This window comes from Phaeobacter italicus (assembly GCF_001258055.1).
GTDB lineage: Bacteria > Pseudomonadota > Alphaproteobacteria > Rhodobacterales > Rhodobacteraceae > Phaeobacter > Phaeobacter italicus.
On sequence record NZ_CVRM01000031.1, the window covers coordinates 381,961 to 399,582 of the forward strand.

At 62.1% G+C, this 17,622-nt stretch carries 16 protein-coding genes; 12 read left to right on the forward strand and 4 right to left on the reverse strand.

The window, feature by feature from the left end; translation table 11 throughout:
- Nucleotides 1-22: 22 nt before the first annotated feature.
- From tolQ to folD, 12 genes are all read left to right on the forward strand, one after another.
- Complete coding sequence (gene tolQ / locus NIT7645_RS13080; protein WP_008559788.1) at nucleotides 23-718, forward strand: protein TolQ; 696 nt, start codon at nucleotides 23-25, stop codon at nucleotides 716-718.
- Nucleotides 719-721: 3 nt separating this feature from the next.
- Nucleotides 722-1,210 (forward strand): protein TolR, encoded by a 489-nt coding sequence (tolR, locus tag NIT7645_RS13085; protein WP_008560259.1) that lies wholly within the window; start codon nucleotides 722-724, stop codon nucleotides 1,208-1,210.
- Nucleotides 1,211-1,223: 13 nt separating this feature from the next.
- Complete coding sequence (tolA, locus tag NIT7645_RS13090) at nucleotides 1,224-2,390, forward strand: cell envelope integrity protein TolA (RefSeq protein WP_008562608.1); 1,167 nt, start codon at nucleotides 1,224-1,226, stop codon at nucleotides 2,388-2,390.
- Between the two features lie 23 nt (nucleotides 2,391-2,413).
- Nucleotides 2,414-3,727 carry a Tol-Pal system beta propeller repeat protein TolB gene (gene tolB, locus NIT7645_RS13095; protein ID WP_370728641.1) on the forward strand — a complete coding sequence of 438 codons (1,314 nt, stop codon included), beginning with the start codon at nucleotides 2,414-2,416 and terminating at the stop codon, nucleotides 3,725-3,727.
- A gap of 128 nt (nucleotides 3,728-3,855) precedes the next feature.
- On the forward strand, nucleotides 3,856-4,365 hold the full coding sequence (gene pal, locus NIT7645_RS13100; protein ID WP_037302945.1) for a peptidoglycan-associated lipoprotein Pal: 510 nt from the start codon (nucleotides 3,856-3,858) through the stop codon (nucleotides 4,363-4,365).
- Nucleotides 4,366-4,375: 10 nt separating this feature from the next.
- A complete protein-coding gene (ybgF, locus tag NIT7645_RS13105) occupies nucleotides 4,376-5,233 on the forward strand; it encodes a tol-pal system protein YbgF (RefSeq protein WP_008559124.1) in 858 nt (285 codons plus the stop codon).
- Nucleotides 5,234-5,286: 53 nt separating this feature from the next.
- Nucleotides 5,287-6,483 (forward strand): tRNA lysidine(34) synthetase TilS, encoded by a 1,197-nt coding sequence (gene tilS / locus NIT7645_RS13110; RefSeq protein ID WP_490184807.1) that lies wholly within the window; start codon nucleotides 5,287-5,289, stop codon nucleotides 6,481-6,483.
- 80 nt (nucleotides 6,484-6,563) lie between these two features.
- Entirely contained in the window at nucleotides 6,564-8,483 is a 1,920-nt protein-coding gene (gene ftsH, locus NIT7645_RS13115; RefSeq protein WP_008560072.1) for an ATP-dependent zinc metalloprotease FtsH, read from the forward strand.
- A 164-nt stretch (nucleotides 8,484-8,647) separates the two neighbouring features.
- On the forward strand, nucleotides 8,648-9,226 hold the full coding sequence (locus NIT7645_RS13120; protein WP_037302944.1) for an MOSC domain-containing protein: 579 nt from the start codon (nucleotides 8,648-8,650) through the stop codon (nucleotides 9,224-9,226).
- Nucleotides 9,227-9,428: 202 nt separating this feature from the next.
- A complete protein-coding gene (locus NIT7645_RS13125; protein WP_008563068.1) occupies nucleotides 9,429-11,105 on the forward strand; it encodes a formate--tetrahydrofolate ligase in 1,677 nt (558 codons plus the stop codon).
- A 60-nt stretch (nucleotides 11,106-11,165) separates the two neighbouring features.
- Nucleotides 11,166-11,471, forward strand: coding sequence for a chorismate mutase (locus tag NIT7645_RS13130; RefSeq protein ID WP_037302550.1), 306 nt, complete (start codon nucleotides 11,166-11,168; stop codon nucleotides 11,469-11,471).
- Between the two features lie 38 nt (nucleotides 11,472-11,509).
- The gene (folD, locus tag NIT7645_RS13135) at nucleotides 11,510-12,400 is read left to right on the forward strand and encodes a bifunctional methylenetetrahydrofolate dehydrogenase/methenyltetrahydrofolate cyclohydrolase FolD (RefSeq protein WP_008559906.1); all 891 of its coding nucleotides are present in this window, start codon (nucleotides 11,510-11,512) and stop codon (nucleotides 12,398-12,400) included.
- 89 nt (nucleotides 12,401-12,489) lie between these two features.
- Here folD and NIT7645_RS13140 read toward each other — a convergent pair whose 3' ends face one another.
- From NIT7645_RS13140 to NIT7645_RS13155, 4 genes are all read right to left on the reverse strand, one after another.
- Nucleotides 12,490-12,897 (reverse strand): PaaI family thioesterase, encoded by a 408-nt coding sequence (locus tag NIT7645_RS13140; RefSeq protein WP_008558766.1) that lies wholly within the window; start codon nucleotides 12,895-12,897, stop codon nucleotides 12,490-12,492.
- An 89-nt stretch (nucleotides 12,898-12,986) separates the two neighbouring features.
- Complete coding sequence (gene pdeM, locus NIT7645_RS13145) at nucleotides 12,987-13,655, reverse strand: ligase-associated DNA damage response endonuclease PdeM (protein WP_008562171.1); 669 nt, start codon at nucleotides 13,653-13,655, stop codon at nucleotides 12,987-12,989.
- A 54-nt stretch (nucleotides 13,656-13,709) separates the two neighbouring features.
- Nucleotides 13,710-16,127: a ligase-associated DNA damage response DEXH box helicase gene (locus tag NIT7645_RS13150; protein ID WP_008562735.1), complete on the reverse strand. Its 2,418-nt coding sequence runs from the start codon at nucleotides 16,125-16,127 to the stop codon at nucleotides 13,710-13,712.
- Nucleotides 16,128-16,201: 74 nt separating this feature from the next.
- The gene (locus NIT7645_RS13155; RefSeq protein ID WP_008558930.1) at nucleotides 16,202-17,509 is read right to left on the reverse strand and encodes a DUF8689 domain-containing protein; all 1,308 of its coding nucleotides are present in this window, start codon (nucleotides 17,507-17,509) and stop codon (nucleotides 16,202-16,204) included.
- Between the last annotated feature and the right edge of the window lie 113 nt (nucleotides 17,510-17,622).

The following is a 17,622-nucleotide window of genomic DNA, read 5'->3' on the forward strand; positions in this document are numbered from 1 at the left end:
GCCAAAAACATAGAGCAGGTCCATGGAAGCAGAAACTCTGGCGTTGGCGCAGGAGATTGATTTCTCCATGTGGGGGCTATTCGAACGCGCGACGGTCACCGTCAAGCTGGTGATGGTGATGCTGGTGGCGTCCTCCATCTGGTCCTGGGCCATCATCCTGCAAAAGCTCATCAATTATCGTCAGGCCCGCCGCGAGGCGGCAGAGTTTGACCGCGCTTTCTGGTCGGGCGAGCCGCTGGATGGGCTGTTTGACGACATCGGCCCACAGCCAAAGGGCCAGTCCCAACGCATTTTTGCAGCTGGCATGACCGAATGGCGCCGCAGCCACCGCACCGACGGGGCCCTGATCGCGGGCGCGCAGGCGCGGATCGAACGGTCGATGGATGTTGCCATCGCCAAGGAAAGCGAAAGCGTCCAAAGCGGTCTGTCTATCCTCGCGACCATCGGCTCGACCGCGCCATTTGTCGGTCTTTTCGGGACTGTCTGGGGCATCATGACGGCGTTCATCGAGATTGCAGAACAGCAAAACACCAACCTCGCCGTTGTGGCGCCGGGCATTGCCGAGGCGCTGATGGCGACGGGGCTTGGCCTGCTGGCGGCGATCCCGGCGGTGATTTTCTACAACAAACTCAGCGCTGACAGTGATCGCATCATCGGCAGCTACGAGGCATTTGCCGACGAGTTTGCAACCATTCTCAGCCGTCAGCTGGATTCCTGAGCCATGGGTGCGTCGGTTCAGCCCAATGCCGCAAACGGGCGGCGCCGGGGGCGGCGGCGCAGCCGTGCGCGCCCCATGTCGGAAATCAACGTCACACCCTTTGTTGACGTGATGCTGGTGCTGCTCATCATCTTTATGGTGGCGGCCCCCTTGCTGACCGTGGGCGTGCCGGTTGAGTTGCCCAAAACCGCAGCTGGCGCATTGCCGGGAGACGAGGAAGAGCCGCTGACCGTTACCATGACGGCGGCTGGCGAGATTCAGATCCAGACAACGCCGGTGGCCGCGGATGAGCTGGTGGCGAAACTGCGCGCCATCGCGGCAGAGCGCTCATCGGATCAGGTGTTCCTGCGCGCTGATGGGGCGATCCCGTATGAGGCGGTGATGCAGGTGATGGGCGCTTTGAATGCAGGTGGATTTTCCAGCGTTGGCCTGGTGACGGATGTGGGTGGCCCGACCCTTGATGGGCGGGCTGTCGACGACAGCGGTCAATAAGCGGGGCACGGGTGTGCAGACCGGAACCAAGATCTCTCTTGCAGGCCACGGATTGCTGGCGGGCTGGGTTGTGTTCGGCGCCTGGTTTCCGTCGGAACCGCTGCCGATGGCAGTGCAGGACGTATCCATCATCTCAACCGAAGAATTCGCCCGCCTGAGCCAGCAGCGCGCTGCGCCGGTGATTGCGGATAGCGCTGCGCCTTTGACCCCGCCAGAGACGGAGACCCCGCCGGAGGTCACACCGCCCGCTGCGCCTGCCGAACCTGCGGTGACGCAACCCGATCCCGTCGCGCCACCTGCGCCGGATCCCGAAGTGGCCGATGTGCCAGAGCCGCAGCCAGAACCGACCCCGCCGGTGACAGCGCCTGCCGCGCCAGAGCCGCCGCAGACACCAAGCGTTGTGCCCGATGTGGCAGAGACCCCGCAGCTGCGTCCAACCGATCGTGTGGCGCCAACGCCGGTTGCGCCGCCAGAGCCGGACGTGCGCATTGACGATGTCGCACAGCCCGAAATCGCCACTGCACCCGGCAGCGAGACCAATCAGGACGCGCAGGAAGAAACCGCCGAAGCGGCGGCCAACGACCGGATTGTGACCGAAGAAACAGAGGCCGATACCGATCAGGTGGCAAGCGCCGCGCCAGAGCGATCCCTGCGCCCGCAGGCCCGCCCCAATCGCCCTGCACCCACGCCCGAGCCAGAGCCCGATCCCGCACCGCAGACCACGGCCGCGCGCGAACCAGAGCCCGCTGCACCGTCGGAGCCGGAACCGCGGGAAGATCGCGCCGCCGCGGTTGAGGATGCGCTGGCGGCTGCGCTTGCAGGCGGAGGGGATGTTGTTGCGCCCGAACCTTCGGGGCCACCGCTGACCTCGGGCGAGCGGGAGGCGCTGCGCCTTGTGGTGCAGAACTGCTGGAACGTCGGGTCGCTGTCGTCAGAGGCGCTGCGCACCACCGTCGTGGTGGCACTGTCGCTGACGCCTGATGGCCGCCCGGAGGAGGGCAGTATCCGCCTTTTGTCCAGCACCGGTGGATCCGGCGCTGCGGCCAATCAGGCCTTTGGCGCGGCACGACGGGCGATTTTGCGCTGTGGTGCGCGTGGTTTCCAACTTCCGTCTGACAAATACGCCCAGTGGCGTAATATCGAAATGACCTTCAATCCCGAAAGGATGCGGAACAGATGAGGACATATCTGGCGAGCCTTGCGATGGGTGCGGCCCTTGTGGGGGCGGCGATCATGGGGACCGGACAGCCGGTCAAGGCGCAAGATGGCCCCCTTCGGATCGAGATCACCGATGGTGTCATTGAACCGCTGCCTTATGCGGTGCCCGACTTTGTGCCCGAAACCCCTGCCGCTGCTGAACTGGCGCGGGAAATCTCGCGGGTGATTGCCGCAGATTTGAGCGGGACGGGCCTGTTCCGCGAAATCCCGGCATCGGCGCATATCTCGAAGATCAGCAATTTTGACAGCCCCGTCAGCTATGCCGACTGGAAGGCGATCAATGCTCAGGCGCTGATCACTGGCGGGCTGAGCGTCAATGGCAACCGGCTGACGGTGCGGTTCCGCGGTCACGACGTGTTTGCAGAGAAAGAGCTGGGCAGCGGTCTGCAGTTTGCAGGCACCACCGACGGCTGGCGCCGCATGGCCCATAAGGTGGCGGATGTCATCTATAACCGCATTACCGGCGAAAGCGGCTATTTCGACAGCCGTGTGGTGTTTGTCTCCGAAAGCGGCCCGAAGAATGACCGCCGCAAGCGGCTGGCGATCATGGATTATGATGGCGCAAATGTTCAGTATCTGACCAACAGCGCCTCTATCGTGCTCGCGCCGCGGTTTTCGCCCACTGGCGACCGGGTTCTTTACACCAGCTACGAAAGCGGCTTTCCCCAGATCCATGTTCTGGATGTGGGCAGCGTTCAGCGGCGCGTGCTGTCTTCGGACAATGGCATCATGAGTTTTGCGCCGCGCTTTGCTCCGGATGGGCGCACGGTGGTCTATTCGCAGGCGCAGGGCGGCAATACCGACATCTACACGCTGGACATCAACAGCGGCGCACGCCAGCGCCTGACCAGCGCCCCCTCGATCGAGACGGCACCGTCCTATTCCCCCGATGGCAGCCAGATCGTCTTTGAAAGCGACCGATCCGGTGCGCCGCAGCTTTATGTGATGCCCGCCTCCGGCGGAGAGGCCCGGCGGATCAGTTTTGGGGCAGGGCGCTATGGCACCCCTGTCTGGTCCCCGCGCGGTGATCTGATCGCCTTTACCAAGCAGAACAAGGGCCGCTTCCATATCGGGGTGATGCGGACCGATGGCAGCGAAGAGCGCCTGTTGACCGCCTCCTTCCTGGATGAGGGGCCAACCTGGTCGCCCAATGGACGGGTCATCATGTTCACCCGTGAAACCCAGGGGGAAAACGGGCGTGCGCTTTTGTATTCGGTGGACATCACTGGCCGAAACCTCAAGCCTGTGCGCACCCCCGATGGGGCGTCAGACCCGGCGTGGTCTCCGCTTCAGAATTGAATTGGCAGATCGCCCGTGACCCTTTGGCGGGCAGGGCGATCACCGAGATGTAACAAGACCAAAGTGGCACCCGCACCGGGCCTGTGTTAAATCTGGTGCAACAAATGGAATGGGACGAGGCGTTTAAGATGAGTGGTTTGAAGAAGGCATTTTTGGTGGCGGCTCTCCTGGGGCTTGCAGCATGTAGTGGCAACCCTTGGGATGACACAGACGCCTATGGTGGCAGCGGTCCGGGCGCAGGGATTGGGGCGCCAGGGCAGCTTGACCCGCAAAGCCCCGCGTATTTCCAGCAGGAAGTCGGCGACCGTGTGCTGTTTGCCGTCGATCAATCCACCCTGTCTGAGGCGGCCAAGGCCACTTTGGTGGGGCAGGCGCGCTGGCTGACGTCCAACCCGGATTACATCGTGACCATTGAAGGCCACGCCGATGAGCAGGGCACCCGCGAATACAACCTTGCACTGGGCGCCCGCCGCGCCAACGCCGCGCGGGAATTTCTGATTTCCCAAGGTGTTGCAGGTAGCCGCTTGCAAGTGGTCTCTTATGGCAAGGAACGCCCGCTGGAGATCTGCTCGAACGAGGCCTGCTATGCCAAGAACCGCCGCGCCGTCACGGTGCTGGCAGGTGGGCTGACAGGATAAGGGGATGCGGATGCGTTCTTTTGTTCCTGCCGCTGCCACCGCGCTGAGCCTGGCATTTGCGGTTGCGATCACCCCGCTGAAGGCGACAGCGCAGGATCAGCAGACCCTTGCGGACATCCGGCAGGAACTGACGATCCTGCATGTTGAAATCCAGCGCCTGAAGCGTGAGATGTCCACCACGGGCAGCCCGCAGGTCAACCTGTCGGGCAACAGCGTTCTGGATCGTGTCACCGCCATCGAAGAAGAGCTGCAGCGCCTCACCGCCCAGACGGAACAGCTGTCCTTCAAGGTCGAGCGTGTGGTGCAGGACGGGACCAACCGGATCGGCGATCTGGAGTTCCGTCTGGTTGAGCTGGAGGGAGGCGACATCTCTCAGCTTGGCGAAACCACCACGCTTGGCGGTGTGGATCTGCCAGAAGGCGGAACGGGCGCGGAACCCGCCCTGCCTGCAACGCCGGGTTCGGCGCCGGCCGATACCGAGCTGGCGGTCGGCGAGCAGCGCGACTTTGACGCCGCCAAGGCCGCCCTTGATGAGGGAAGCTATCAGGCGGCGGCAGAGCAGTTTGTTGCCTTCACCCTGGCCTATCCCGGCAGCCCGCTGACCTCTGCGGCGGAATACCACCGCGGCAAGGCGTTGGATGGGCTGGGCGACACCCGTGAAGCAGCGCGTGCCTATCTGGCCGCGTTTTCCGCCAACCCGGCAGGTCAGACCGCGCCGGATGCCCTGTTTGAACTGGGGGCGGCGTTGGGGCGTCTGGGCCAGACCAGTCAGGCCTGCGTGACCTTGTCCGAAGTTGGGGGGCGGTTCCCCGCCTCCGAGGCCGTGGCCGCAGCAGAGGCTGAACGCGCGAAACTGGCCTGCAATTGAGCGGGCGAAGGCGCGATATCCATGCCGTCGTGCGGGAGCAGTTCAGATCTGCCCTGCCGGCGCGCATGGGCGTCGCGGTCTCTGGTGGGGGCGATTCGATGGCGCTCCTGCATCTGCTGCACGATTGTTTTGCCGATGTCGGCGTGACGCTTTGTGTCGCGACGGTCGATCATGGTCTGCGTGATGGCTCGCATGATGAGGCGATGATGGTGGCGGCTGAGGCCGCAAAACTCGGCCTGTCCCACGATGTTCTGGAATGGCGGGATCGCCCGGAAGGGGGCAACCTGCAGGATGAAGCGCGCAATGCGCGTTATGGTCTTTTGACCAATTGGGCGCGGATCAACGATCTGTCGGTCATCGCTCTTGGCCATACGGCGGACGATCAGGCCGAAACCCTGCTGATGCGCCTTGGCCGGGCCTCTGGCGTGTCGGGTCTGTCGGCGATGCCGCGTATGCGGGCGATGGATGGCGTCTCTCTGATGCGCCCCCTGCTGGATGTGACCCGTGACCAGCTGCGGGCCTATCTGCGCAAGAAACAGGTCGCCTGGGTCGATGATCCGAGCAACGAAGACACGCGGTTTGAGCGGATCCGCATTCGTCAGGCAATGGCGTCTCTGGCCCCGATTGGCCTGACGGTGGAACGTCTGGCTGCGGTGGCGCAGAATCTGGGTGCCGCCCGTGAAGCGCTGGATTGGTATACGTTTCTTGCCGCGCGCGAGATGCTGGAGATCCGCGATGGTGCCATTGTCATCGACCAGCGGGAGTTTCGCACCCTGCCGGATGAAATTGCGCATCGTCTGCTGGTGCGGGCGGTGCAATGGGTTGGTGGCGCTGTCTATCCACCGCGGCGCGATCCGATGATGCAGGCGCAACGGACGGCCCGGCAGGGTGGCTCCTTTACCCTTGCAGGCTGCCGGATCCTGACACGGGTGCAGAAAGTCTGGATCTGCCGGGAGGTAAAGCGCGTGGCTGACGAGGTTGTCGAACCCGGCGCCACCTGGGACGGGCGCTGGCGGATTTATGGCGGCGACATCCACGGCCATCAGGTGCGCGCGCTTGGTTCCGTCGGGCTGGCACAGGTGCCTGACTGGCGCAGCACGGGCCTGCCCGGACCGGTTCTGGAGGCCACGCCGGCGGTCTGGCAGAACCACCATCTGGTGGCCGCACCATCGGCAGGTTTTGCCCAAGGATGGATCGCGGAAGAGGTCCGCAACGGCGAAGAGTTCTTCGCAGCTCTTTTATCGCATTGAACCTTATCGAAGGATCCCTATTTTAAGGGACAACGAAGGCCCCCTCGCAGGGTGGTCTCGAATTTTGGGAGATTTTTTCCTTGGGCAACGTACGTAATATCGCCTTCTGGGTTGTTCTGTTCGTTCTGGTGCTGGCGCTGTTCAATCTGTTCAGTGGTTCCGGCAGCACCATGCAGAGCCGTGAGCGGACCTTTTCCGATTTTGTCAGTGCTGTAGAAAACGGCAATGTCAGCACTGTGACCCTGGATGGGGAACAGGTGCGCTATACCACATCGGACGGCCAGAACTTCATAACCATCAAGCCCGGCGATGCCGAGGTGACGTCGCTTCTGATCCAGAACGATATCCCCGTGCGCGCCGAGAAACAGCAGCAGTCCGGGTTCCAATCCTTCCTGCTGACGCTGTTGCCGTTCCTTCTGCTGATCGGTGTGTGGATCTATTTCATGAACCGCATGCAAGGTGGCGGCAAAGGTGGCGCCATGGGCTTTGGCAAATCCAAGGCCAAGATGCTGACCGAAAAGCACGGTCGGGTAACGTTTGATGACGTTGCAGGCATTGATGAGGCCAAGGAAGAGCTGGAGGAAATCGTGGAATTCCTGCGCAACCCGCAGAAATTCTCGCGTCTGGGCGGCAAGATCCCCAAGGGGGCGCTGCTTGTTGGTCCTCCGGGTACCGGTAAGACACTGCTGGCGCGCGCGATCGCAGGCGAGGCAGGGGTTCCGTTCTTTACCATCTCCGGTTCCGACTTTGTCGAGATGTTCGTGGGTGTTGGCGCAAGCCGCGTGCGCGACATGTTCGAGCAGGCCAAGAAAAACGCGCCCTGCATCGTCTTTATCGACGAGATCGACGCCGTTGGTCGCCACCGTGGCGCGGGCTACGGCGGCGGTAACGACGAACGCGAACAGACCTTGAACCAGCTGCTGGTTGAGATGGACGGCTTTGAGGCCAACGAAGGTGTTATCATCCTTGCGGCCACCAACCGCCGCGATGTTCTGGACCCCGCTTTGCTGCGTCCGGGCCGTTTTGACCGCAACGTGACCGTTGGCAACCCTGACATCAAGGGCCGCGAAAAGATCCTGGGCGTTCATGCGCGTAAGACCCCGCTTGGCCCCGATGTCGATCTGCGCATCATCGCGCGCGGCACGCCCGGCTTTTCCGGTGCGGATCTTGCGAACCTCGTCAATGAGGCCGCTTTGATGGCAGCGCGCGTGGGTCGCCGGTTTGTCACCATGGAGGACTTCGAAAACGCGAAGGACAAGGTGATGATGGGGGCAGAGCGCCGGTCGATGGTGCTGACCCAAGACCAGAAGGAAAAGACCGCCTATCACGAGGCAGGTCACGCCGTTGTCGGCCTTGAGCTGCCGCTGTGTGATCCCGTCTACAAGGCGACCATCATCCCGCGCGGTGGTGCATTGGGTATGGTTGTTTCGCTGCCGGAAATGGACCGTCTGAACTATCACCGTGACGAGTGTCAGCAAAAGCTGGCGATGACGATGGCGGGCAAGGCCGCTGAGGTCATCAAATACGGCGAAGACCATGTGTCCAACGGCCCGGCAGGTGACATTCAGCAGGCGTCGGCGCTGGCGCGGGCGATGGTGCTGCAGTGGGGCATGTCCGACAAGGTGGGCAACATCGACTACCGCGAAGCGGCAGAAGGCTATTCGGGCAACACCGCTGGCTTCTCGGTTTCGGCCAACACCAAAGAGCTGATCGAAGAAGAGGTGAAACGCTTTATTCAGGAGGGGTATGCGCGTGCGCTGCAGATCCTGAAGGACAAGAACACCGAATGGGAGCGTCTGGCGCAGGGGCTTCTGGAATACGAAACGCTGACCGGTGACGAGATCAAGCGCGTGATGAACGGTGAGCCTCCGCATTCTGATGATGGTGAAAGCGATGACAGTGATGCGGGCAACGCATCGGTCACTGCGATCCCCAAGGCAAAGCCGAAGAAAACCACTTCTGAGGATGATGGCGGCCTGGAGCCGGAACCCTCCTCCTGATCGCTGCAGGATCAGAACCCTGAAAACGCTGAACCCGGATGTCTGACCAGACGTCCGGGTTTTTCATTTTCGCAAAAGGGTTTGGGGCAATTCGCCCTTTCTATTCCGGCCGTGCGTTCCTAGGGTTGGCGCAATCAGTGATGGTGCAGGGAAGGAACGAGACCATGCCGGTTTTGCGGGAAACAGAATTCGTCGCAGAAATCACGTGGCTTGGGCATGTTCCACAAGAGACCGGCGGCTTGCGGTCGGTTGCAGATCAGGCGCTGACCCTTGGCTTTGATGGTATCGCAGGTGAGCGCCATCAGGGTGCGCTGCGCAAGTCCTGCGGGCGGGTGCGCAATCTGCACCCAGAGGGAACCGAGATTCGCAATCTTCGTCAGTTGAGCATCCTGTCGGCAGAAGAGATGGCGCAGATGGCCGCCGACATGGGAATGGAGTCGCTGGATCCGATCTATCTGGGCGCCACGATTGTCCTTAAAGGTATTCCCGATTTCAGCCACATCCCCCCATCAAGCCGCCTGCAGGGGCCGGATGGCGTGACGTTGACAGTCGATCTGGAAAACCGGCCCTGCATTTTTCCGGGCAAGGAAATTGAGAAAGATCACAAGGGCTTCGGTCCAAAGTTCAAGCCAGCGGCAACCGGTCGTCGCGGTGTGATGGCCTGGGTTGAGCGCCCCGGGGCGCTGAAAATCGGGGATCAACTGCGTTTGTTTGTCCCCGATCAGCCCGCCTGGAGGGGCTGAGTCGGTCCCGCATTGACGCACATAGACGTCAGAGCGGCCGGATAGGCGATCTTTGACTGCCCTAGCGTGAATGAACGCCGTTTCAATGCACCATCATGTCGGAAATCACGCGCACAGAATGTCGCAGAAGAGCTAAGTCTGGCGGGAAACCGGCACGGCTGTGCCGTTACTTTTTGCGACCTCAAAATTCAGGAACCCTGACATGAGCTACAAGTCGGATATTGAAATCGCCCGCGAGGCGCAGAAGCGCCCGATCCAGGAAATTGGTGAAAAGATCGGCATTTCCAGCGCCGACCTGCTGCCTTACGGCCACGACAAGGCGAAGGTAAGCCAGGACTTCATCAACTCCGTCCAGGACAAAGAAGACGGCAAGCTGATCCTCGTGACCGCGATCAACCCGACGCCTGCGGGCGAAGGCAAGACCACCACCACCGTTGGTCTGGGTGACGGTCTGAACCGCATCGGCAAAAACGCGATGATCTGTATCCGCGAAGCGTCCCTCGGCCCGAACTTCGGCATGAAGGGTGGCGCTGCTGGTGGCGGTTACGCACAGGTTGTTCCGATGGAGGAAATGAACCTCCACTTTACCGGTGACTTCCACGCCATCACCTCTGCCCACTCGCTGCTGTCGGCAATGATCGACAACCACATCTACTGGGGCAACGAGTGCGAAATCGACATCCGTCGTGTTGCATGGCGTCGTGTGGTCGACATGAACGACCGTGCTCTGCGTCAGATCACTGCGTCCCTGGGTGGCGTGTCCAACGGTTTCCCGCGTGAAACCGGTTTTGACATCACCGTGGCGTCCGAAGTCATGGCGATCCTCTGCCTGGCCAACGACCTCAAGGATCTGGAAAAGCGTCTGGGCGACATCATTGTGGCCTACCGCCGCGACAAGACCCCGGTTTACTGCCGCGACATCAAAGCAGAAGGCGCAATGACCGTTCTGCTGAAAGACGCGATGCAGCCGAACCTGGTGCAGACCCTGGAAAACAACCCGGCGTTTGTTCACGGTGGCCCGTTCGCAAACATCGCCCACGGCTGTAACTCCGTGATCGCAACCAAGACCGCGCTGAAAGTGGCTGACTATGTTGTCACCGAAGCAGGCTTTGGTGCGGACCTCGGTGCCGAGAAGTTCATGAACATCAAGTGCCGCAAGGCAGGCATCGCGCCCGACGCGGTTGTTCTGGTTGCGACCGTGCGCGCGATGAAGATGAACGGTGGTGTTGCCAAGGCCGACCTCGGCGCGGAAAACGTCGAAGCGGTCAACAAAGGCTGTGCAAACCTCGGCCGTCACATCGAGAACGTCAAATCCTTCGGCGTGCCGGTTGTGGTTGCCATCAACCACTTTGTCACCGACACCGACGCAGAGATCCAGGCGGTCAAGGACTATGTTGCGACCCACGGTTGCGAAGCGGTTCTGTCCCGTCACTGGGAACTGGGTTCGGAAGGCTCCGCTCCGCTGGCGGAAAAAGTCGTCGAGATCGTCGAAGGTGGCTCTGCCAACTTCTCCCCGATCTACCCGGACGAAATGCCGCTCTTCGAGAAGATCGAAACCATCGCCAAGCGCATCTACCGTGCTGACGAGGTTCTGGCCGATCAGAAGATCCGCAACCAGCTGAAAGAGTGGGAAGACGCGGGCTACGGCAACCTGCCGGTCTGCATGGCGAAGACCCAGTACTCCTTCTCCACCGACCCGAACCTGCGCGGCGCGCCGACCGGTCACTCGGTTCCGGTTCGCGAAGTTCGCCTGTCCGCAGGTGCCGGCTTCATCGTTGTGGTCTGCGGTGAGATCATGACCATGCCGGGTCTGCCGCGCAAACCTGCGTCGGAATCGATCCGCCTGAACGAAGCAGGCCAGATCGAAGGCTTGTTCTAAGGCCTGAAATAGGCAATCTGCGGCCCGGGGAGCCTCCCCGGGCCGCAGGAGTTTGAAGCGATGACTGAACGACACCCGCCGCAGGACTGTGCCGACATGGCAACGTTGCGGCAGCAGATCGACCAGCTGGACCGTGAACTGATCGCGCGTCTGGCCGAGCGGGCCAGCTACATCGACCGCGCGATCGAGCTGAAGACGGAGAACGGCTGGCCAGCCCGCATCCCGGCCCGTGTCGAAGAGGTGGTCATGAATGCCCGGACCACAGCCGAGGCCACAGGGCTTGACCCTGATCTGATCGAAACGATCTGGCGGCAGCTGGTGGACTGGTCGATTGCCCGCGAGGCGCGGGTGATCCGCGAGGAGTAACGCGCAGCCCCCTGGCGCGCAGCAAGAGGACAAAAGCAATGGCAGCGAATATCATCGACGGGAAGGCCTTTGCCGCCACCGTGCGTGAGAAAGTGGCAGGCCACGTGGCCCGTCTGAAGGAAGAGCACGACATCACCCCCGGTCTGGCGGTTGTGCTGGTGGGCGAAGACCCCGCATCCCAGGTCTATGTGCGCTCCAAGGGCAAGCAGACCGTTGAAGCGGGCATGAACTCCTTTGAGCACAAGCTGGACGCGGACACGTCCGAGGCGGATCTGCTGGCTGTTGTCGATCAGCTGAACAAGGATCCTGCCGTTCACGGTATCCTCGTGCAGCTGCCGCTGCCGGGTCATCTGAACGAAGACCTGATCATCAACTCCATCGCGCCCGAAAAGGACGTGGATGGGTTCCACATTTCCAACGTCGGCCTTCTGGGCACCGGTCAGAAGTCCATGGTGCCCTGCACCCCGCTGGGCTGTCTGATGATGCTGCGCGACTATCACGGTTCGCTGTCGGGTATGGATGCAGTTGTGATTGGCCGCTCCAACATCGTCGGCAAGCCGATGGCGCAGCTGCTCTTGGGCGATAGCTGCACCGTCACCATCGCACACAGCCGCACCAAAGACCTGCCGGATGTCGTGCGTCGCGCAGATATCGTGGTTGCCGCTGTGGGCCGCCCCGAGATGGTGCCCGGTGACTGGATCAAGGAAGGCGCCACCGTGATTGACGTGGGCATCAACCGGATCGAACGTGACGGCAAGAACGTGCTGGTTGGTGACGTCGATTTCGCCTCCTGCGCCGAACGCGCAGGCGCGATCACCCCGGTGCCGGGCGGCGTTGGTCCTATGACCATTGCCTGCCTGCTGGCGAACACCGTGACAGCCTGCTGCCGCGCCAACGGTCTGGCAGAGCCGGAAGGGTTGACCGCCTGAAGCGCAGACCGCTGAGGTCCGAACAGATCTGCTCCCGCCGGAACGCCTCCGGCGGGAGTATTTTTTTGGAAAGGTGACAGGTGCCCCGATCAGCGCGTGACCGGCACCATCGTGCCCTGCAATAGGGCGACGAGCTTTTCTTCGGGGCCGGTGATCGCGTGGACCTCGGCTGTGACAATCACCAGACGACGACCGGGTTTGATCACCTTGCCGGTGGCACGCAGATAGTCCCCTGCGCCGGGTGCGAGCAGGTTGATCTTCATCTCGGCTGTCATCACCTCGCTGTCTTCGGGCATCAGCGTGAGGGCCGCATAGCCCGCAGCGCTATCACCGATGGCAAAGCTGAGCGCGGCATGGGCGACGCCATGCTGCTGGCGACTGCCCGGCAGGATGGGGGCGGTGATGGTGACGCTGCCCTGACCCACATCCGTGATTTCTGCCCCCAGTGTCTGCATCATCGTCTGGCTGGCAAAGCTGTTGCGAATGCGGTTGTCCATCTGTGCGCTCCCTCATCTGGTCTGATGCAGGCTACGGTGAAATGCGCAACCTGGGGCCGTGACGTTGCGCCACGGGCGGGCTTGGCCCATTAGCGTGGCATCGGGCAGGGCAGGGCGCGGGGGCCGGTGAGAATGGCGAGGGCCTGTTTTGCCATCAGGCCGCGCAGTGCGGCATGTGTTGTGCAAAGACCACCCGTATAGGTGCCAAAGGCGGGCAGGATCAGCCGCTGATGATCCAGGAGAAAAGCCGGGCGGGAGGCGCCGCGCAGGCGTACCTTTGGGTGGTAATGGCCTGTGACTTCGCCTGCTGAGTGCGGCTGTGGCGAAAACCCCGGCTCGGCGATATGGCGAAAGATCAGTGGCCCCAGTGAAAGCGTGTTTCGCGCCTCGCCCCCCAAGCCGACAGGGGCGGGGTCGTGATTGCCGGTGATCCAGATCCAGTGGCGCTGCGCCATCAGTGCTTCAAGCGCTGAGCGTTCGCTCTCTGCCAGGGCCTGCACCGCCGCGTCATCATCGAAACTGTCCCCCAGGCAGATCACGGTCTGCGGGACCAGATTGCCGATCAAAACGCCGAGGCGATCCAGCGTGTCACGGGTTTCATAGGGGGGCAGGGCCGCACCACCACGGCGGAGATGGCGTTCGGATTTGCCCAGATGCAGGTCAGAGACGCAAAGCAGCTGCTGTGCAGGCCACCACAGCGCGCCTGCGCCAAGGGCAACGAGATCTGCGCCAGCAAGGGAGAAGGAATAGCCGCTCATGGTCTGGTGATCGCCGGTTTTCAGGGCAGGTGCAAGGGGCGTCCGTTCGGCGTATCAGCCGGGCAGATCGGTGAGCCCTGCGCGTCGCATCATCTCTTCTGTTTCGCGTTCCAGGAGCTTTTCCTGCGCAGCCCCTTTGACGGGCACCTTGCCAACCTCCAGCAGAAGAGGGGCCGCCAACGGAGAGATCTGATCAAGTCGAAGAAGCCGGGTGCGGCCACGGGTGCGGGCCAGCATCTCCTCGATGCGGCCAAAGTCCACCAGACCGCTCAGCGCTTCCTGCCGGGTGATCTGCATCAGCAGATGGTCGGGATCATATTTGCGTAGCGTGTCATAGAGGATGTCGGAGGAAAAGGTCGCCTGCCGCCCGGATTTGCGCTGTCCGGGGGTGTTGCGTTCAATGAGCCCGGCAATGGTCGCAACGGCGCGAAAACTGCGTTTCATCACGGCATTGCCGGCCAGCCAGCCATCCAGACCGTCCCGCAGCGCCTGTGCATCAAAGAGTGGTTCGGCATCCGTGATCTCCTCCAGCCCCCAGATGAGCGTGGCATAATCGGTGGCGACGAACCCCAGCGGGTCGAGGCCCAGCTCCTCCATCCGTTTGGTGAGCAACAGGCCCAGCGTCTGCATCGCGTTGCGCCCGGCAAAGCCGTAGACGCAGAGGTATTCGCGGCCTTTGAACGGAAAGCTCTCCAGCAACAGTTCACCCCGCCGCGGCATCTGTGACACAGAGCGCTGCAGCTCCAGCCATTGGGCCGTGTGGGGGGGAAGGTCGGGCCAGCTGTCCTGCTTGAGGATGGTCAGGATGCGGTCGCTCAGCTGGGTTGATGTGGCGAATTTCGTGCCGGAGAAGACCGCGACCTTGGGGGTTTTGCTGGCGTTTCGGCTGACCTCTACCGTCATTTCGCGCAGGCCCTCATAGCGCACGATCTGGCCGCCGATCAGAAAGGTGTCGCCCGCGCTGAGCGTGGCGGCAAAGCTTTCCTCGATTTCACCAAGAGGTTTTCCCCCCCGGCTGCGCTTCAGCCGCACTTTGAGCAGGTCAGCGTCCTGGATGGTGCCGATATTCATGCGGATGCGACGCGCAGCGCGCGGGTCGCGCAGTTGCCACTGGCCATCGGGGCGTTGCAGCAGACGCTGCCATTGGTCATAGGCCCGCAACGCGTAGCCACCGGTTGCGCAGAAGGCGAGACAGTCGTCGAACTCTTCGCGACTGAGCGCGCTGTATGCCCCGACGGAGGTGATCTCGGCAAAGAGGGATTCGGCGCAGAAGGGGCCGGCGCAGGCGCGGATCAGGATATGCTGGCACAGCACATCGCGCGGGCCGTGTGTGCGGGGCGTGCCATCCAGCGTGCCCGCCTCGACGGCCTGCAGAGCGGCCTGACATTCCACCACTTCAAATCGGTTGGCTGGCACTAGAAGCGCCTTGGAGGGGGCGTTGTAGCGGTGGTTGGCCCGGCCGATACGCTGGACCAGTCGTTTGACGTTCTTTGGTGCGCCGATCTGGATCACCAGATCCACGTTGCCCCAGTCAATCCCCAGATCAAGCGAGCCGGTGCAGACAACGGCGCGCAGTTCGTTTCGCACCATCGCAGCCTCGACCCGTTCGCGTTGGGTCCGATCCAGAGAGCCGTGGTGAATGCCGATCGGCAGGCCATCGTCATTGGCGAGCCAGAGGTTGCGAAAAAAGATCTCTGCCTGGGCGCGGGTGTTGTGAAAGATCAAGGTGGTCTGGTGCGCCTTGATCTGCTCCAGCACGGCGGGGATGGCATGGGCCGCGCCGCCCCCCGCCCAGGGTGGGGCGGCATCGGTCTGCAGCATCCGGATATCGGGCGCGGGGCCGGGATCGGCGAGCACGATATCACAAGGGTCAGGATGACGGGCCAGATAGTGGGCGATGGCGGCGGGGTCATCCACCGTGGCAGAGAGGCCAACGCGGCGCAGATCGGGGCAGAGCGCCTGCAGCCGGCTCAGCGCCAGCATCAGCTGGTCGCCACGCTTGTTTTCCGCAAGCGCATGGATTTCGTCGATGACCACCCGTTTCAATCCGGCAAACATGCGCGGGGCATCCTCGTATGAGGTCAGCAACGCAAGGCTCTCTGGGGTGGTGAGCAGGATATTGGGGGGATCGGCGCGCTGGCTGCGACGGCGCGATGATGGCGTGTCGCCGGTGCGGTCATCAATGCGGATGGGCAGGCCCATCTCGTCGACAGGTGTGCGCAGGTTGCGTTTGATGTCCGCTGCCAGCGCCTTGAGGGGCGAAACATAGAGCGTATGCAGCCCGTCATGAGAGCCGGCCGCGAGCTCTGCCAAAGTCGGCAGAAACCCGGCCATCGTCTTGCCGCCGCCGGTGGGCGCAATCAGCAGGGTTGCAGGATCATCGGCGCGCGCCAGCATGTCCTGCTGGTGCGGATGGATGGTCCAGCCACGCGAGCTGAACCAAGTGGTGATAACATCGGGAAGACGGCTCATCCGACTTATCTAGGCGCGGGTGCAGAACTTTTCTAAACGTTCTGGCCAAAGTTTTTCAAAAACTTTGGGCTGGCTCATTTGACGATGTGCTCGTCCTTGACGAACATATTGGCCCAGGCCCGGTCGATGAGCTCGGGTGACATCTGGTAGGGGATGCCTTCAAAATCGCAGATCGCCTTCATCTGATCGATGAGGAACACCGGCTGGTAGTTGGCATAGACGTTGTCGATGGTCGGGTATTTGCGTTTCAGCAGATGCACCAAGGCTGCTTCGTCCAGTGGCACGCCCTTCTTCTGCGCGACCATCGCAAAGATCTTGAGGAAGTTTTCCTGGTCCGGTCCGTCGATCTTGATCTTGAAGAAGATCCGGCGCAGGGCCGCCTGGTCGAAGATCTCGTTTGGGTGAAAGTTGGTGGAGAAAATCACCAGCGTGTCGAAGGGCACTTCAAATTTTTCACCCGATTGCAGGGCGAGGATGTCGCGGCCTTCTTCCAGCGGAACAATCCAGCGGTTGACCAGCGCCTGCGGTGGTTCTGCCTGACGGCCAAGGTCATCAACGATAAAGATGCCGCCGGTGGACTTGAGCTGCAGTGGCGCCTGATAGGTGCGTGCGGTGGGGTTGTAGACCAGATCCAGCATGTTCAGGGACAATTCGCCCCCGGTGATCACCGTTGGGCGTTCACACATCACGTAGCGGGTATCAAACCGGCGGGCGCGGCGCAGGCTGTTTGGGTCGTCTTCCGGAAGAGGCACTGCATTGTGCACGATCGGGTCGTAGACGGTGATGACCTGGCCTGCGTATTCGATGGCGCGCGGCACATAGACGTGATCGCCAAGCGCGTCACGGATCCCGTTTGAGATCGAGGATTTACCGTTGCCGGGTGGGCCATACATCAGGATCGAGCGGCCGGCGCTGACGGCGGGGCCAAGATGGTCGAGCAAGCTGTCGGGCAGCACAAGATGGCCCATCGCATCAACAAGCTGCTGGCGGGTCACGAGGATATTGCGGATCGACTGGCGTTTGACCTGCTCGCGGTAGACCTCCAGCGGGACCGGCATGGCGCCGTAGTATTCCGACTGGCTGAGGGCATCCATTGCGCGCGCTTTGCCTGCGTCTGTCAGCTGATAGCCCATTTCATTGCCGGCATTCGCATTGAGCGTGCCTGTGGCCTCCAGCAGTTTCTGTTCGCGGGCGATATCCACCAGTTCCTGGGTGACGGGGATCGGCAGGCAGATGGCTGCGGCGATCTCGCTGACGTTTTCGCAGGTCTTGCGAAAGATCGTCTTGAGCAGAATGTCCCGCATCATCACAAGGGGGAGCTGCATCTGTTCCAGGCCACGCGGGGCCGGGGGCGCGATCACGGCGGATGTCTGCATGTTCATGGTGCGGCCTGCCTTCTTGTTGCTCGCTGACGGCTGAGAACGGCAGCCCGCAGGCTGCGTCAGGCAAGAGTTTATTCAGCACTGTGGCACAAGCGGGGCAAAGCTGGTGCAAT